Here is a 16,153-nt window from a genome sequence, read left to right as displayed (position 1 = left end):
GTGAAAGACGATGAATGTTTGGACGAAAAAGAAAAATCTGTTTTAAAATTTTCTAGGCAGTTCGTTGTACAAATTGAAAATATGAAAGAGAAAAACTATGTATTAAAAAGTGCGAAAGTGAATTTCATTGTTTATTGGAAAAAAGAAGAAAGCGAACAAGAAACGAAAATAATCTTGCCAGAATTAGTTTTTGGAAAAAAACCTATTTAATCAACAGATTTTAGCCGCCATATTCAACACTGGGGTAGTAAGACAACAGTTTCAACACGTAAAGACTTCACCAACTTACAAGAAAACATATATTTATTGCTCTTATAGCAAAAACAGACATTGACTTAGTAGCACTTGAAAAAGGAGATTTGGATGAAGATGATGTGGTAAAATTGTTGATTAAAACAATGGAATCTTACACTAACGGAGGACTAATTCTAATAAAGGAAAAACTGGAAGAAAACCCAAACTACTTTCTTCAACCGACATCATTTTTGAACATGATTTTAGAAACGGAAAAAGTATAAATATCAAAAAATGTCTGAAAATTCAATAAAATATTTAAATAGTAAAGAAAGAACTCGAAGTTCGAGATTAGCTCATATCAGAAATTAAGGAATTTATCAAGTCACTAAAAAAGTAACTCCTATTTGTATTTAAACGAATTTATTGAGGAGTATAAAAACAACTAAATATATGAAAAACTATAACACATAACCACTAAACTTTTACACCACCTCTGCCACTACAAAAGTACTGCCTCCTACAAAAACCAAATCATCTTCTTTAGCTTCATTTTTAGCAGCTTCCAAGGCATCCAAAACAGAAGGGAATACTTCGCCTTTAAAGCCTAAAGAAATGGCCTCATTTGCAAGTTCTTGTGCTGGTTTGGCTCTTTCTAATTGAGGTGCACAAAAATAATAAATAGCATCAAGCGGTAATAAGCTTAAGACTTTAGTAATATCTTTATCTTTCACCATACCGATAACCATATGGAGGTTTTGATGAGATGTAAGCGCTATATTTTTTAGAACTTCTTTTATACCATCTTCATTATGGCCGGTATCACAAATAACTAAAGGCTTTTGCTGTAAAACTTGCCAACGCCCCATTAAACCGCTTATTTGCTTTACTGCAGAAAGTGCAGTTGTTAACTCATCGATTTTAATTTGATAACCTTTTTTTTGAAGTTCATCAACAGCTAATAAAACAGCCTTAAAGTTTTTAATTTGATAGGTTGCTGCTAAATCTAAGCTAAATTGAGCATTTATAAATTTGCTTTTCACCTCAAGCTCCATCTTTTGAGCTGTTTGGCTAATGACTTTTACTTCAAGCTCATCAGCAGCAAAACGAATAGCTGCATTTTCCTGCTTTGCTTTTGTAGTAAAAATGGGTAAAGTTTCCTCTAAATACTCGCCCACTACAACTGGTATATTTTGCTTGATGATACCTGCCTTTTCTGATGCTATCTGCGCTAAAGTATCGCCCAAAATATTCATATGGTCATAACCAATATTGGTGATAACAGAAAGCTCTGGAGTGATGATATTGGTAGAATCTAATCGACCACCCAAACCTACTTCTATGATAGCTATATCTACTTCTTGTTGAGCAAAATAATCAAAAGCCATAGCAACCGTAACCTCAAAGAAAGAAGGAGAGATATCCTCAATAACTTGTTGATGAAGCCTTACGAACTGAATAACATCATCCTCAGGCATCATTACTCCGTTTATCTTAATTCGTTCTCTAAAATCTCTTAAATGTGGCGAGGTATATAGACCGGTTTTATAACCAGATTCTTGTAAAATAGCCGCTAGCATATGCGATACAGAACCTTTTCCATTAGTACCTGCAACATGTATGGTTTTTATTTTTTGATGAGGATTCCCTAAAACCTCGCAAAAAGCTAATGTATTGGTTAAATCTTTTTTAATGGCCTCAGCCCCAATACGAGTAAACATCGGCAGCTTAGCGTATAAATAGTCTAGCGTTTGCTGATAATTTTTTAGATGTGAGTATGGAGACATGAGATTTGAGACACTTGTATAATGTTTATACTAGATATGAGTATTGAGATGTGAGATGCTAATATGCTGTTTTAAAAATTCATTTTATTTCACTTTGAAGTTAAAAGTGATATATCCTATTTGAGTTTCTGGGGCAGAATCTAAGATGTTAAATCTTGAGCCTACTGCAGCGGCTTCGCATTTATCCCATAAATCGGCATCTGTTAAGGTTGTACCTCTTGCTCCTGCTTTAGCGCTAGTTACAACTCCATTTTTATCTACCCTAATCTCTACAACTATTTTACCTGCTTTTTGACCATTATCTTTAATAGCAGGACTACTCACAAATCTTCTACTCGCTAGAGACAATGCCACACCACCATTACCAGAACCGGTACCATCATAATTGTTGGCTAAAGGGTCTCCGGTTGGTTTACCTTGGTTTCCTGGTGTTCCTGTAATACCATCACCAGCACCAGAACCTTTATTTTTATTCCCCTTGTATAAAGCGTTTTGGTTAACGGTTGGTTTGGTTTCTTTTACATCTGTATTCTGACTAGGCGCTGTACTGCTAGCGTTTGTTTTGGTTTTCACAGCCACCGCATCCTCCATATCTTGGGTTATAATGTCGTTAGCATTATTTTGCGTAGTAGGCGTCTCGGCTGTATTAGCATCAGGTATAATCTTATCAGGAGCTGTTAAATTAGCATTAGGATCTACAGATGGCTCTTCAATACTCATATAATCGCTACCCATACCTTCGTCAGAAGTACCATAGTTAACAATAATTCCGCCTACACCAACTTCTTCAGGTGGCTCTGCCGTATTGATGATATAAAAAATGCTTAACAATACAAAACCAATAAGAAGCCCTAAAGAGCAAGCAATTGCCTTTGGGTAATTATTATCAGGATTTGATTTTAAGAGATCAATCATTTCTTAGTTTCTGTTGCTAAAACAAGCTTTATTTTAAGTTTGTTGGCTATATCAGTTAAATTCACAATATTTTCTATGGCAATGGTTCTATCTGCAAATAAAATAATTGTTAAATCTGGATTGGCTTGCTGATAGGGTAAAATCTTCTGCTCTAGAAGTTCAAAAGGTACTTGCTCTTTTTCAACAAAATATTCCAATTCTTTCGTAATAGAAACATTAATTGTTTTTTGCGGAACAGCCTGCCCAGAACTAGATCTTGGTAAAAATAACTTCACCACATTTGGATTTACAACCGCAGAAGCTAATAAAAAGAACAACAACAGGAAAAACATAATATCGTTTAACGCTGCCGTATGTACTTCTACATGTGGTCTTTTTCGCTTTCTTAAATTCATCTTCCTGGTTCTTCTAACAAGTCAATAAATTCTATTGAATCTGTCTCCATTTTCAGGATCACCTTATCTACCATGATATTTAAGATATTATAGAAAATATAGGCAATAATACCAATGATAAGACCTGTTGCAGATGAAATCATCTTTACATATAAACCTCCAGATATGGTACCAATTTCTATAATTCCTTTAACAGATACATCATGGAAAATCGTAATTACACCAATAATTGTTCCTACGAAACCTAACATGGGTGCAATACCAGCGATGATACCTAAAATGCCTATATTTTTTTCAAGCTTAGAAACTTCTAGCTTACCTACGTTTTCTATAGCCCCTTCAATATCTTTGATAGGTCTGCCTATTCTTAACAAACCTTTTTGCAGCATTCTACCAATTGGCGTATTGCTGCTTTTACAAATGGCTATAGCAGAATCTAAATTACCACTTTTAATGCTAGAACGAACCTGCATAGTTAGCTGAGACTCGTCTTTTGCAGCTTTTCTGATGGTAAAATAGCGTTCAAAAAATATAATTAAACCTAAAAATGCCAATAATGCAAGTGGTATCATTACCCAACCACCTTTGGTTAATAAATTAAACAAGCTTAATTCTTCTACTTGCTGTGGGGCCTGCATCGCCTGAATGGTATTTGATAAAGTATCTACTCCGATATCTTGTAAAAACATATGTATAATTTATTTTAAAGGTTTTATAGGCTTTATAAAAGCTTCTGGATTTAATTCTTCTCTAACTCTTTTTAACTCGGCTTCTGCTTCTGCTTTATTATAAAAAGTAGCAGCGCTTATTTTAATCATGGGGCCATCAGCATCTTCAACAATAAAAGCATTTATTCCGTTTTCTTTTAGCTTTTTAACATGCTGTTCTGCTTTAGCTTTGGTTTGCCATGCGGCAATAATAATCTCATAACGTATTCCTGCCTTGTTTGGTACAGCTTTATTGCTAACAGTTACATTGGTAGAATCTTTTACTTTTTCTATCTCCAAACCTTGAGCTTTGGCATTTTTCTCAATCTCGTTATATACAGAATCTGCCAGAGATGAATCTTGTTGCTCTTGTGTTACCCTAACTGGCACTACGACCTTAACATCTTGATTGTTAAGATTTGGATTAAAATATTGGTTATATAAATCAGGATTAAAGAAATAAAGAGCAAGCGCAGAAATTAAAACTAACATGACAGGAATTAAAATAAATAACCATTTCTTCGGTTTCTTCTTCTCTTTAACTTCTGTTGAGCCAGATAAAGAAGCGTTAAGGGCTTGTTCAGCTAAAGAAAAAGATGCTTGTTCCTCTTCTTTTTCTTCTTCTAAGTCCTCTAAAATAACTTTAGATTCTACTATGGCATCTGGTTTTATATTTACCAGTGGTAAACCAAAGTAAGATAAGTTAGTTTCTAATGCCTTTTCTTCTTCAAAAACCAAATCACCATCATGCGCTACCAATTTACCTAAGCCATTTAAGGGTAATTCTTTTTGCTGAGCTAAAATATCTTTTAACTGCGTTACAAACTGATTTAATAAATAGTCTGCCGAGGCTGTAGAAACTTTACGGGTATGACAAATATAATCTAGAACAGGGTTTTCTACTTCTTCTGGAATTACCGTAGAAAATTGGATGATTTCTTTTGGTGGATGAAAAACGAGTAGATTTTCGTCAAAAAAACCCTCTTGTCTTTTTTTGTAAAACACACCTAAACCTGGAAATATTGCCAGATTATTCTTTTCTAAAATGTCTTTTATATTGAAGGAAATATCCATTGATGTTGTAAAAATAGTCTTTTTTATCCTATCAAAAAATATTGCCCTTAAAAACCATAGCTTACACCGCCAAGTATGTTAAATCCATAGTTTGGATAAAACAAATAGCGCTCATAAGCAGTACCTAATAAGTTATTAACTCTTAAAAATGCACCAAACTTCTTATTTATTTGATAAGACGCACCAGCACCTAAATCAGCGAAAGCTTTAATGGTTCTTACCTGGAAATCATTAGGATCTACAGATGATGTGGTATATAACTTCGCTTTAGTTTCTCCTTGTAAATAAACATCAGCATCTATTTTAAGCTTCTCTGTGATGTTGAATGATGCTGTAGAACTTAATCTAATACCAGGATAATACCATGCATTTAATTCGTTCTTTAAGTTGTATTGATTTAACTCTAGTTTACCATCTAACCTAAAGGCTTTAGAAAATTGAACGTTAAGTTCGCCAGTTAAACCCAAAATATTGCTGTTTTCTGTGATATATTCAACTTGGAAAGCTTGTAATCTGGTAGAATCGTTTACGAAGTAACTAAAATCTCCGATGGTTTTATAATGTACAGATGCTTTATAACCAATATTAGCAGATAAAGTACCTTTTACACCACCCTCAATACTAAATTTTTCTATTTGGTTTCTGATGTTGATATTCTCGTTTAAAAACGGATTGGTATAGCTTAAATCTTTTAAACGGGTTTTATGAACATCGCCACCTAAAACACCAAATACAGACAGGTAATTTTTAATAAGTGTAAAATCTATACTGGCAGCAGGAAATAAGTTCATACGTTGGTTATCACCACCAAATTCATTCACGTAATTGATACCCGCAACAACTTCAAATTGCTCACCATCTATCTTTACAAAAGGATTTAATTTTAAAATATGATTATTTAAGGAACCATAAGCTCTGTCTCTAGTTGTGGTAAAATCTAAATTGGCATTTGCACCAATTTGAAACTTACTAATGTTTTTACTTAAACCACCAGAAACAATAATGGTATTTTCTTTCCCTTCAAAAATATTATTAAATAAATAACCGTATAACTGAGCAGCATAAGCCAATTTATTTTCGTCATAAGCATCAACACGATTATAAAGTTCGCCTTTACCTTCAATAAAATTAAATCTTTGCTTAACCGGATCGGGGTTGGTAAAAGAAGCAGCTGGGTCTAAACCATAAAAATAATTGGTTCTACGGTTGTAATTAATCTTTCCATCTAATACAATTTGCTCGCCTATACTTCTGCCGTAAACACCTAAATCTTGTTCAGACATTTTTTGCTGATTTAACTTCCCACTCATACTCCAATGGTCAAAGTTAAAGCCAGCTTGTAGCGCTTGGTCTCTGCCAGTGCCTAAATGTAAACTACCCAAAGTAGTTCCCAAATTACCTAAACCTGCTTTTGCGTAGTTATTTTTTAAATCTTCGTCTTTAAGGGGCTTTAATTGCTGTGCCTCTAAAGTCCTGATTTCTGAGTTGAGTTCTAATCTTTTATCTAATAAATTATAACGCACTCTGGGGTTAAAAGCTTTATTACTGTTTAAATCCGGGTTACGTCTTATTTTAACAGCATCGGCCAATATAGGCTTATATTCTCTAACAACCTCTATTTCCTCTGTTACAGATGTTTTGCTTTCTTCCTCTGTAGGTTGCTGAGTGGCTTTAGGTTTCTGCTCTTCTGGTTTAACCTGTGCTTGTAAAAAAACAGGCAAAGAAACTATCAATCCTAAACTTAAAAATGCTTTTATCTTATATTTTAATATCATGTTTATCATCTAATTGTACTTCTTATTATAGAAATGCTGATAAAATAAATTCTTTATTTACTGGTAATGGCTTGAAGTTTTTCTTTAGCTATTGGCAGGATATCGTCATCTCCCTCATAATTCTCTATGATACTCTGTAAAGTGCTTTTCGCTTGAAAAACATCTTTTAAAGCAAGATAATTGTCTGCTAAAAGAATAAAGCTTTTAGCTACCCAATAATCATAATTTGGCAGGTTATTAATTAAATCAAATAATGTTTTTTGAGATTCTTTATAATCCTTTTTAAGATATTGAATATTTCCTAAAAGATATTTTGCTTCTGCTGCTTGAATAGTTTTGGCATTTTTAGACAAGAAGGTAAGCTCTTTCACAGCCGTTGTGGTATCAGCGGTAAGCAAATAAGCTTTACCAGCATATAAAGTAGCTAGGTTTTTATCTTGTTCTGATGATTTTTCATACTCTTTTATAATCTGAGCATACTTTAAAGTTTGATCTGGAACGGCCAAGCCTTCATAAGCTACCATTAAATTATTGATAGCAAATTGGTAGGTTGATTTGTATTCAGAAGCAATTTCTAACTTTTTAAGGTGTACAATAGCCTCGTTATACTGCTTATTTTTTAGATAGATATTTGAGATACTGATTAAGGCTTTTTCTGTAAACTCGCTTGTCCAATCGTTAAGGATGTATTCATAATCAATAATAGCTGGAGCAAATTTACCTAAGTTTTTATAGCTCTCTGCCCTAATAAATTTTGCATGTTTATCTTTGATGGCTTTAGGAAATTTATCAAAATAAGCATTTACAGATTCTACAGCGCCTGCCCAATCTCCTCTTAAATACATATTATTAGCAGCCTGAAACATGATATTATCTTGTTCTGCTAAGGTATAATTTCCTATAGAAGTTGAATTGGCATAATCTATAAATGCTGATGCATTACCCATATCAACATAAATTCTCTCTATTAATTTGATAGCTTGCTGAGCTTCGTCGGTTGATTTATAATCGCTCACTACCTTTTTGAAAGTCGCTAAAGCTTCATTATCATTCTTCTGGTCATATTGCACCAAACCAATGGTAATAAGCGCTCTAGAAACATAAGCGCTTCTAGGATATTTAGCTATAAAGACGGTTAAATCTGCTTTAGCTTTTTCTCCCTCACCTATTAAAAAGTAGGTATAAGGAATTTCAAAACCTGCATCATCAGCATAGTTAGAATTTGGAAACTGACTTAACAGAGATTGTAAAGTTGCAATTTTTGCTTGAGGCTGATTTTGTAAGCCTTCAATAATCCCTTTTTGAAATAAAGCATAATCTTTACTGCTGGTATTAAGCGCTATAATTCTGTTGTAATAATTTAATGCACTGCCGTAATTTTTAGCTCCAAAATAAGCATCAGCTAATCTTAATGTAGCATCATTAATAGTTTTACTATCCTTCTCACTTCCATTTAAAAATCTATTATAGTGCGTTACTGCTTTAGGATAATTCTCACCTTCTAAAGCAGCATAACCTAAAGCGTAATTTGCGTAGTTAAATAAATCTGTTTTTCTTGCTGCTGGCATTTTCAAGAAGTTCTCAAAATACTCTACAGATTCTCCAAATTTGCGCACTTCATACATCGCTTCTGCACACCAATAAGTAGCCAAAGCATGTATATCTTTATCTAACGGAAAATTATTAGACCTTAAAAACATCCCAATGGCATTCTCAAAAGCTCTTTCATTATACTGCTCTAAACCTCTATAATAAGTTACCTTTTGATAAGCTTCTTGCGCATCTTCATTTTTGTTGTTGATGGTTTCTAAAATATCAATAGCATCACGGTAGTTTTTGGTACTCAATAATACATTTGCCAATAGCGTTTTAGCCTCGTTAATTTTAGCAGAACGTGGGTACGTTTTAATATACTCTTGAGTAGCATCTAGTGCGATGTTGTGAAACTGAAGTTCGTAAGAAAGCTTAGAAAAATTCAGCAGCGCATCTTCCTTAAGTTGTTTGTCGAAATTAAGTTTAGAGCTCTCTAAAAAAGCATTTCTTGCACCTTGTTTATTCTCTGTTTTGAGGTAAGAATCTCCTAAAGTATATAAACCAAACTGACTGTAATTATTTAAGTCTTTGTTAAGCCTAATTAATTGATTTATAGATTTATTGTAGTTTTTAAGCTTGTAATAGGTATAACCTATTTGGTAAGAATCTTGGTTATTTTGTGTCTTACCTTTATCATTAGCTATAAAACGCTCATAATATTTAAGCGCTTCGTTATAATTTTCTTTAGCAAAATAAGAAGCAGCTACAATTCTGAACATTTCTGTTTCATATTGTTGCTTTGTTGTATTTAAAATAGGGATGGTATAGGCTAATACATCATCATAACGCTTGTCTAAGAAATAAATAGCAGAGATATAATAAGGATAGCTAGACTCGTAATTTTTAGAATTTTTAAGCTTCTCAAAATGAGTTAAAGCAACTTTATAGTCTTTATCTAGATAAGAAATGTAAGCGTAATAATAAATGGCTTGCTCTTGATAAACAGACGGACGATCTTTAACTAAACCAAATAAAGGTTTGGCATTTGCGTAATCTTTGGTCTCAAAATATGCATATGCAGTTTTAAATTTATATTCGGTTTCATCTTCACCAACCAAATCTATAGAGCTTACTTTTGTAAACCAATTTAAAGCATCTTGATATTTACCTTGTTGAAAGTATGATTTACCAACTTGAAAATATGCCTGTTTTGTTTTAGCATTTTCTGGATGTTGCCTGATAAATTTTAGAAATAGTTCCTCGGCATCTTCGTTTTTAAGTTCTAATGCACACAAAGCCCTATAGTACTGCGCATTTATTTTTATTTCTGAGATATTTAATCTGGCATCAACTTGTGTTGATGTAGTGTGTCTTAATTTTTCTACTTCTTGAAAAATAGAGGAAGCGGCTACATACTTCTTCTGCTCTAACAGCTCTAAACCTTTTTTATACTTATTATTTAAATCATATTGAAGTGGAATTTGTGCCTGTGTTTGTAAACCAAAAAATATGAATGATGTTAATACAGTAATTTTTTTTAGCATAGTAATTTAACATTCTAAAGGTTATTTGTCTATAAAAGCAAACGCACCAGAAAATAATTATTAAATGTTTGAACGAATTTAACAGACATTTAATATAAAAAAATAACATTAATTTTTAATGTGTGTTTTTCTTCTCTTTTTCTTGCTTTTGGGTAAGTCTTTGGAATTTAAGCTCGTTAGAATACCAATAGAACACTCCAAAAGACGAGCCAATGATTAAAGAAAAAACAAAAAATGTCTTCATAAACTCCCATAAGTGTTCCCAACTGAAAAAACCAAAATTAGTATCAGCTATGATGAAAAAGTTTATAAAATCTACCGTAATAACTATCGGAAGAACAACATAAATAACAGTATTAAAGAAAACTTTACCCCAACTCCACTTCTTTCTTTTTACTTCCCAATTTTGTAAAAAAGCTAATTCTTCTGCATCCATAATTTTATTGCTTTTGACTAGCTAACAAATATAAAACAGCCATTCTTACCGCAACTCCGTTTTCTACTTGGTCTAAGATGATAGATTGCTTACTATCTGCAACATCGCTGGTAATCTCTACCCCTCTGTTGATAGGCCCGGGGTGCATAATGGTGATTTCTTTATCTAAAGAATCCAAAATTTGCTTGTTTAAGCCATACATCATGGAATATTCTCTTAAAGATGGAAAATACTTAATGTCTTGCCTTTCTAATTGTATTCTCAACATATTGGCAACATCGCACCAGTTTAAGGCTTTTCTTAAATTGTGTTCTACTTTTACACCTAGTGTATGGATGTATTTAGGGATTAAAGTTGTTGGCCCGCAAACCTTAACCTCTGCTCCTAATTTTTGTAGACACAATATGTTAGATAAAGCTACTCTTGAGTGTAAAATATCACCCACAATAACCACTTTCTTGCCAGCTACATCTCCATATTTTTCTCTGATAGAAAAGGCATCTAATAAAGCTTGAGTGGGATGTTCATGCGCCCCGTCTCCGGCATTCACAATTTGAGCATTGATATGTTTACTTAAAAAAACACCGGCACCAGCGTAAGGATGTCTCATCACAACCATATCCACTTTCATGGAAAGGATATTGTTCACCGTATCTATTAAAGTTTCTCCTTTACTAACAGACGAGCTTGAAGCTGCAAAATTAATAACATCTGCCGATAGCCTTTTTTGCGCCAGCTCAAAAGAAAGCTTTGTTCTGGTAGAGTTTTCGAAGAAGATATTTGCTATGGTGATATCTCTTAAAGATGGTACTTTTTTTATGGGTCTGTTAATGACATCTTTAAAAGTATCAGCAGTTTCAAGAATCAGTTCGATATCTTTTGTATTAAGGTCTTTAATTCCTAAAAGATGCTTACTGCTTAATCTATGTGCTTGTTCTGGCATTTTACTTTTTATTGTCTGAAATCAAAATAACTTTATCTTCTGCGTCTGCTTCTTTCCAACTTACAACCACCTTTTGTGATGATATGGAATCTACTTGTATACCGATATAATCTGGCTCAACGGGTAATTGTCTTGAATATCTTCTATCAACTAAAACCAGTAGTTCTACCTTTGCTGGTCTGCCAAAAGCTAGCATCGCATCCATGGCAGCTCTTATGGTTCTACCTGTCCATAAAACATCATCTACCAAAATCACTTTCTTTCCTTCAATAATAAAATCTATGTGTGTGCTATTGGGTAGTAAAGGCGAATCTCCTCTCCTAAAATCATCCCTATAAAATGTAATATCCAAATTACCATGATTTATGGTTGCATCAGGAATGATTTGCTTTAACTCGCTAGCTATTCTACTAGATAAGAAAGGACCACGTGGTTGTATACCAATGATAACAGAATCAGAAAAATCATTATGATTTTCTATTAACTGATGACAAAGGCGTTTTAAAGTAATTTGAAATTTTTGACCGTCAAGAAGGGTTAAATTTTGCATCAGTCTTTTGGTTTGGTCAAAAATAGAAAAAATAAGATAAAAGAGATGAAAATTTTAAATTTCGTTTTCTATACCGATGCATATTCGCAACAAAAAAGCCCCTCTGTTTTCACAAAGGGGCTTCGTTTATGATAGAATTGCTAATTACTTAGCTTCTTCTTTCTTTTTAGCAGCTTTTTTGGCATCGCCTTCCATCTTATCTTTCAATTGTGCCAATACGTCAAGGTCTCCTAAAGTAGATTTCTCTACAGATTCTTTAACTTTTTTAACTGCATTGCTTGCTGCGCTTGCTTCTTTTTTCTTGCTAGCTCTTTCTTCTGCAACAGCTTCAGCTTTTACCTCTTCCCAAATACGGGCGTGAGATACAACAATTCTCTTAGAATCTTTATTGAACTCAATGATTTTGAACTCTGAAGTCTCATCATTTTTCAATACTGTACCGTCTTCTTTATTTAAGTGTTTTGTTGGTACAAAACCTTCAACACCGTAAGGTAATGCTACTAAAGCGCCTTTATCAGTTACTTTAGTTACAGTTCCTTCGTGGATTGAATCTAAAGTGAAGATAGTTTCAAAAGTATCCCAAGGGTTTTCTTCTAATTGTTTGTGTCCTAAGCTTAATTTACGGTTATCTACATCAAGCTCTAAAACTACCACATCTAATTCTTCACCAGTTTTAGTGAATTCGTTAGGGTGATTAACTTTTTTAGACCATGATAAGTCAGAAATATGGATTAAACCATCGATACCTTCTTCGATTTCAACAAACACACCAAAGTTAGTCATGTTTTTAACAGCTGCTTTGTGCTTGCTTCCAATTGGATATCTTTCTGCCGCTTTTTCCCAAGGATCTGGAGTTAATTGTTTAATGCCTAAAGACATTTTACGCTCATCTCTATCTAAGGTTAAAACTACTGCTTCAATCTCATCTCCTACTTTCATAAACTCTTGTGGGTTACGTAAGTTTTGAGACCAAGACATTTCTGAAACGTGAATTAAACCTTCTACTCCAGGGATGATTTCTAAGAATGCACCGTAATCTGCAACAGTTACGATTTTTCCTTTTACTTTAGAACCGATAGCTAAATCAGTATTTAAAGACTCCCAAGGGTGAGAAGTTAATTGTTTTAAACCTAAAGCGATACGTTTTTTCTCGTCATCAAAGTCAAGAACAACAACGTTAACTTTTTCATCTAAAGATAATACCTCTTTTGGATGCTCGATACGGCCCCAAGAGATATCAGTAATGTGTAGTAAACCGTCAACACCACCCAAATCAATGAATACACCGAAATCTGTAATGTTTTTAACAGTTCCTTCAAGAACTTGTCCTTTCTCCAATTTAGAAACAATCTCAACTTTTTGGCTTTCCAAATCGTCTTCGATAAGAACTTTGTGAGAAACAACAACGTTTTTGAATTCGTGGTTGATTTTAACAACTTTGAATTCCATGGTCTTACCAACATAAATGTCGTAATCACGAATTGGTTTAATATCAATTTGTGAACCTGGTAAGAAGGCTTCTACGCCCATTATATCTACGATTAAACCACCTTTAGTTCTGCTCTTCACATAACCATTGATGATAGTATCGTTTTCCAACGCTTCATTAATCATTTCCCATGAACGTTGAGTTTTTGCTCTTTTACGAGATAAAACTAACTGTCCGTTAGCATCTTCTCTTTGTTCAACAAATACGTCAACAGAATCACCAACTTTAAGGTCTGGTGTATCACGGAATTCGTTTACAGGAACTAAACCATCAGATTTGAAACCGATGTTTAAAACTACATCTTTGCTGTTGATAGTTACAACAGTACCAGAAATAATTTCTCCTTTTTCTACAGAGTTGAAGGTACCAGCATACATCTGTTCCATTTTTTCTCTGTCTGCTTGGTTGTAGTTACCAAACACTTTATCGTCCGCATCCCAATCAAAATCGTTAGGGTCTGCTACGAGTGATGAAGATTTAATGTCTTCAATAGATAATGAATCAGCTTCTGATTCAAATACCTCTTTTTCTCTTTTTACAGTGTCTTGAAGTTCTGCTTCTTTTGCTTTTAACTCCTTTTCTGCTACTTGTTTTTTTGCCATTAAATAATTTATCTCCTTTTTTCCCGCTTTGGGGACTGCAAAGGTAGGAATATATTCTTACAGAAAAAGAAATAAAAAGCTTTTTTTATTGATTTTTAAGCATTTGCATTTTGGGTATAGTACTTGCTTAGTCTCATACATCTAAATATGAGGTTATGAAAAACAAAAAAGAAACTCAAATTAAACAAGAGAATCAGGATGAAATCACCGCAGAGATTGATTTAAAAGAAAAACAGCCTTCTAAAAAAGTGGCTTCTATGAAAGATTTCACTTCAGATAGTGAAGGCGTTAAATCTATACAAGATATACCTTCTGACGAGCAACAATATGAAAAGAAGTCTGCTAAATAAGCAGTATCAATTAAGAAAAGGCTTAATTTTATCTAAAGCAAAGTTTAATTGTTCTTCTTCTGATAAATCTGTATTGTCTAAGATAATAGCGTCATCGGCTCTTACTAGTGGGCTCTCTTCACGTGTGGTGTCTAGATAATCTCTATGTGCAAGATTTTCGAATATTTCTTCTAGCGCTACTTTTTCACCTTTTGAGAGCAACTCTTTATATCTACGTTCGGCTCTTATTTTTGGATCGGCTGTCATAAATAGTTTAACCTGAGCGTCAGGAAATACAGTGGTACCAATATCGCGTCCGTCCATCACCATATTTTTTGATTTAGCCATTTTCTGTTGTTGCTTTACCATAGCTTGCCTTACCTCTTTTATGGCTGCTATTTTACTTACATTTTCAGAAACAGGCATCTGTCTGATTTCTTCAGATACCTCCTCACCATTTAAAAGAATATGAGATTGATAATCTCTGGAATGAAAATTTAAATCTATATGCTCTAAGGCATCAATAATTAAATCGTGATTGCTTAAATCGGTCTGGTTACGTAGAAAATATAAAGTAACTGCCCTATACATAGCGCCGCTATCTACATATATAAAATGGAGTTTTTTTGCTAAAGCTTTAGCTAAAGTACTTTTTCCGCAAGAAGAATAGCCATCTATAGCTACAATTATATTCTTATTCATCCCGAAGGGCAAAGCTATATAATTGCCCTTGAATTAGCATTATTTTTTAGCGTTAAAAATTGAAGGTTTTAGTTGAAGGGTAAAGAAATTATTTCCACCAGCAACGTTTAATCTGGAGTGTGCATAAGAGAAACTTAACTTTTTCAGTTGCAAAGCGAAACCGAAAGATAGCCCAGGTGCTCCACCAGTATTAATGATGCTTAATTCTTTATTTCTTCGCACATTATAGGATGATTGTATCTGAAAAGCGTCTGAAAGCATGAATTCTAAGCCAAAAACAAAATGTCTCATTAACATTTGTGTTTTAGAATATTGGATAGGCAGAGGTTCTCCGGTTACTAAATCGGCTGGGTTATCAGGATTTTCTAAATCCTGATAAGTTAAGTCAAATTGTTGTAGATTATTGTATGTGATATGATACCTGATAGGTGCATATTTTAGCTTTTGCGATATGGCTAAAGCTATCTCAAAAGGTAAATTTTCTCTTTGGTTATTGAAAGGCTTCAGCTGATAGCCCATATTTTTCAGAATAATACCTCCCGAAAAATTATTTAAAGTATCCTGATACGTTATAGAAGCATCAGCCGCTAAGGCCAAAGATCTGTAGATATCATAGGCACCGTAAATAGTCTTAAAGTTTAAGCCATAGTAAATTTGCTTATTCCAATTATGCCCAATTCCTATATTAAAAAGGTAGTCTCCACCCGAAAAAGTATTACCTGTTTGCTCGCCAGCAATAGTAGTTTCATTAAAACTACCGTAGTTAACATACAAAAGCGTAGCCGCTAAAGGAAGATCTTGAACTGCAAAATTATATTGCAAGGCGCCTAAATTAATATCAGAAACATAATTGCTGTAATTTAGTAAAGCTGTATTTTTTTGTTTGGTTGATAATAAAGAAGGGTTTACAAAGCTTACGCTGATGTCTTGCACAGGCGCAACCTGATAGCCCATACCCAAAGCTGCTGTTCTTGAAGAGTTTGGTAAATTAAGAAACTGAAACACACCATTACCCCCGTTTTGAGCAAAAAGCTGTACGCTGGTAAAAAGAAAGAACAGTAATATTTTAAAATTCTGCATTTATAATTGCTAAATTAAATTAATTGCGAAACCTTTGAAAGAGATTTAAACATTTAGT

Annotated in this window: 15 protein-coding genes; 2 read left to right on the top strand and 13 right to left on the bottom strand. The window is 33.6% G+C overall.

Annotated elements, in window-relative coordinates:
• Entirely contained in the window at window positions 1-210 is a 210-nt protein-coding gene (locus FYC62_RS17190) for a hypothetical protein (protein WP_205943756.1), read from the top strand.
• 509 nt (window positions 211-719) lie between these two features.
• On the opposite strand, the gene FYC62_RS02150 is transcribed toward FYC62_RS17190, so the two are convergent.
• From FYC62_RS02150 to rpsA, 11 genes are all read right to left on the bottom strand, one after another.
• Window positions 720-2,021, bottom strand: coding sequence for a bifunctional folylpolyglutamate synthase/dihydrofolate synthase (locus FYC62_RS02150; protein WP_240534786.1), 1,302 nt, complete (start codon window positions 2,019-2,021; stop codon window positions 720-722).
• A gap of 84 nt (window positions 2,022-2,105) precedes the next feature.
• Window positions 2,106-2,936, bottom strand: coding sequence for an energy transducer TonB (locus FYC62_RS02145; protein ID WP_149073746.1), 831 nt, complete (start codon window positions 2,934-2,936; stop codon window positions 2,106-2,108).
• Window positions 2,933-3,331 (bottom strand): ExbD/TolR family protein, encoded by a 399-nt coding sequence (locus FYC62_RS02140; RefSeq protein ID WP_039449510.1) that lies wholly within the window; start codon window positions 3,329-3,331, stop codon window positions 2,933-2,935. The genes FYC62_RS02145 and FYC62_RS02140 overlap by 4 nt, the downstream gene beginning before the upstream one ends.
• Entirely contained in the window at window positions 3,328-4,020 is a 693-nt protein-coding gene (locus tag FYC62_RS02135) for a MotA/TolQ/ExbB proton channel family protein (RefSeq protein WP_039449514.1), read from the bottom strand. The genes FYC62_RS02140 and FYC62_RS02135 overlap by 4 nt, the downstream gene beginning before the upstream one ends.
• A 9-nt stretch (window positions 4,021-4,029) precedes the next feature.
• Window positions 4,030-5,112 carry an SPOR domain-containing protein gene (locus tag FYC62_RS02130; RefSeq protein ID WP_149073745.1) on the bottom strand — a complete coding sequence of 361 codons (1,083 nt, stop codon included), beginning with the start codon at window positions 5,110-5,112 and terminating at the stop codon, window positions 4,030-4,032.
• A gap of 47 nt (window positions 5,113-5,159) precedes the next feature.
• Window positions 5,160-6,887, bottom strand: a complete 1,728-nt coding sequence (locus FYC62_RS02125) for a TonB-dependent receptor (protein WP_149073744.1) — start codon at window positions 6,885-6,887, stop codon at window positions 5,160-5,162.
• Between the two features lie 53 nt (window positions 6,888-6,940).
• Window positions 6,941-9,964: a tetratricopeptide repeat protein gene (locus FYC62_RS02120; RefSeq protein ID WP_149073743.1), complete on the bottom strand. Its 3,024-nt coding sequence runs from the start codon at window positions 9,962-9,964 to the stop codon at window positions 6,941-6,943.
• 115 nt (window positions 9,965-10,079) lie between these two features.
• Window positions 10,080-10,400, bottom strand: coding sequence for a hypothetical protein (locus FYC62_RS02115; protein WP_149073742.1), 321 nt, complete (start codon window positions 10,398-10,400; stop codon window positions 10,080-10,082).
• 4 nt (window positions 10,401-10,404) lie between these two features.
• Window positions 10,405-11,343, bottom strand: a complete 939-nt coding sequence (locus FYC62_RS02110; protein WP_039449522.1) for an aspartate carbamoyltransferase catalytic subunit — start codon at window positions 11,341-11,343, stop codon at window positions 10,405-10,407.
• Window position 11,344: 1 nt separating this feature from the next.
• Complete coding sequence (pyrR, locus tag FYC62_RS02105; protein ID WP_039449526.1) at window positions 11,345-11,893, bottom strand: bifunctional pyr operon transcriptional regulator/uracil phosphoribosyltransferase PyrR; 549 nt, start codon at window positions 11,891-11,893, stop codon at window positions 11,345-11,347.
• 144 nt (window positions 11,894-12,037) lie between these two features.
• A complete protein-coding gene (rpsA, locus tag FYC62_RS02100; RefSeq protein ID WP_039449529.1) occupies window positions 12,038-13,984 on the bottom strand; it encodes a 30S ribosomal protein S1 in 1,947 nt (648 codons plus the stop codon).
• Between the two features lie 155 nt (window positions 13,985-14,139).
• Between rpsA and FYC62_RS02095 the strand changes: the two genes are divergently transcribed.
• Window positions 14,140-14,334, top strand: coding sequence for a hypothetical protein (locus tag FYC62_RS02095; RefSeq protein ID WP_149073741.1), 195 nt, complete (start codon window positions 14,140-14,142; stop codon window positions 14,332-14,334).
• A 6-nt stretch (window positions 14,335-14,340) separates the two neighbouring features.
• Here FYC62_RS02095 and cmk read toward each other — a convergent pair whose 3' ends face one another.
• Together cmk and porQ are read right to left on the bottom strand one after the other, a co-directional pair.
• Window positions 14,341-15,015 carry a (d)CMP kinase gene (cmk, locus tag FYC62_RS02090; RefSeq protein WP_039449535.1) on the bottom strand — a complete coding sequence of 225 codons (675 nt, stop codon included), beginning with the start codon at window positions 15,013-15,015 and terminating at the stop codon, window positions 14,341-14,343.
• Between the two features lie 39 nt (window positions 15,016-15,054).
• Window positions 15,055-16,095: a type IX secretion system protein PorQ gene (gene porQ / locus FYC62_RS02085; RefSeq protein WP_149073740.1), complete on the bottom strand. Its 1,041-nt coding sequence runs from the start codon at window positions 16,093-16,095 to the stop codon at window positions 15,055-15,057.
• Window positions 16,096-16,153: the final 58 nt, after the last annotated feature.

This window comes from Pedobacter aquae (assembly GCF_008195825.1).
Classification (GTDB): Bacteria; Bacteroidota; Bacteroidia; order Sphingobacteriales; family Sphingobacteriaceae; genus Pseudopedobacter; species Pseudopedobacter aquae.
The sequence above is the reverse complement of the archived record's forward strand: the minus strand, read 5'-3'. Positions and strand labels throughout refer to the sequence as shown.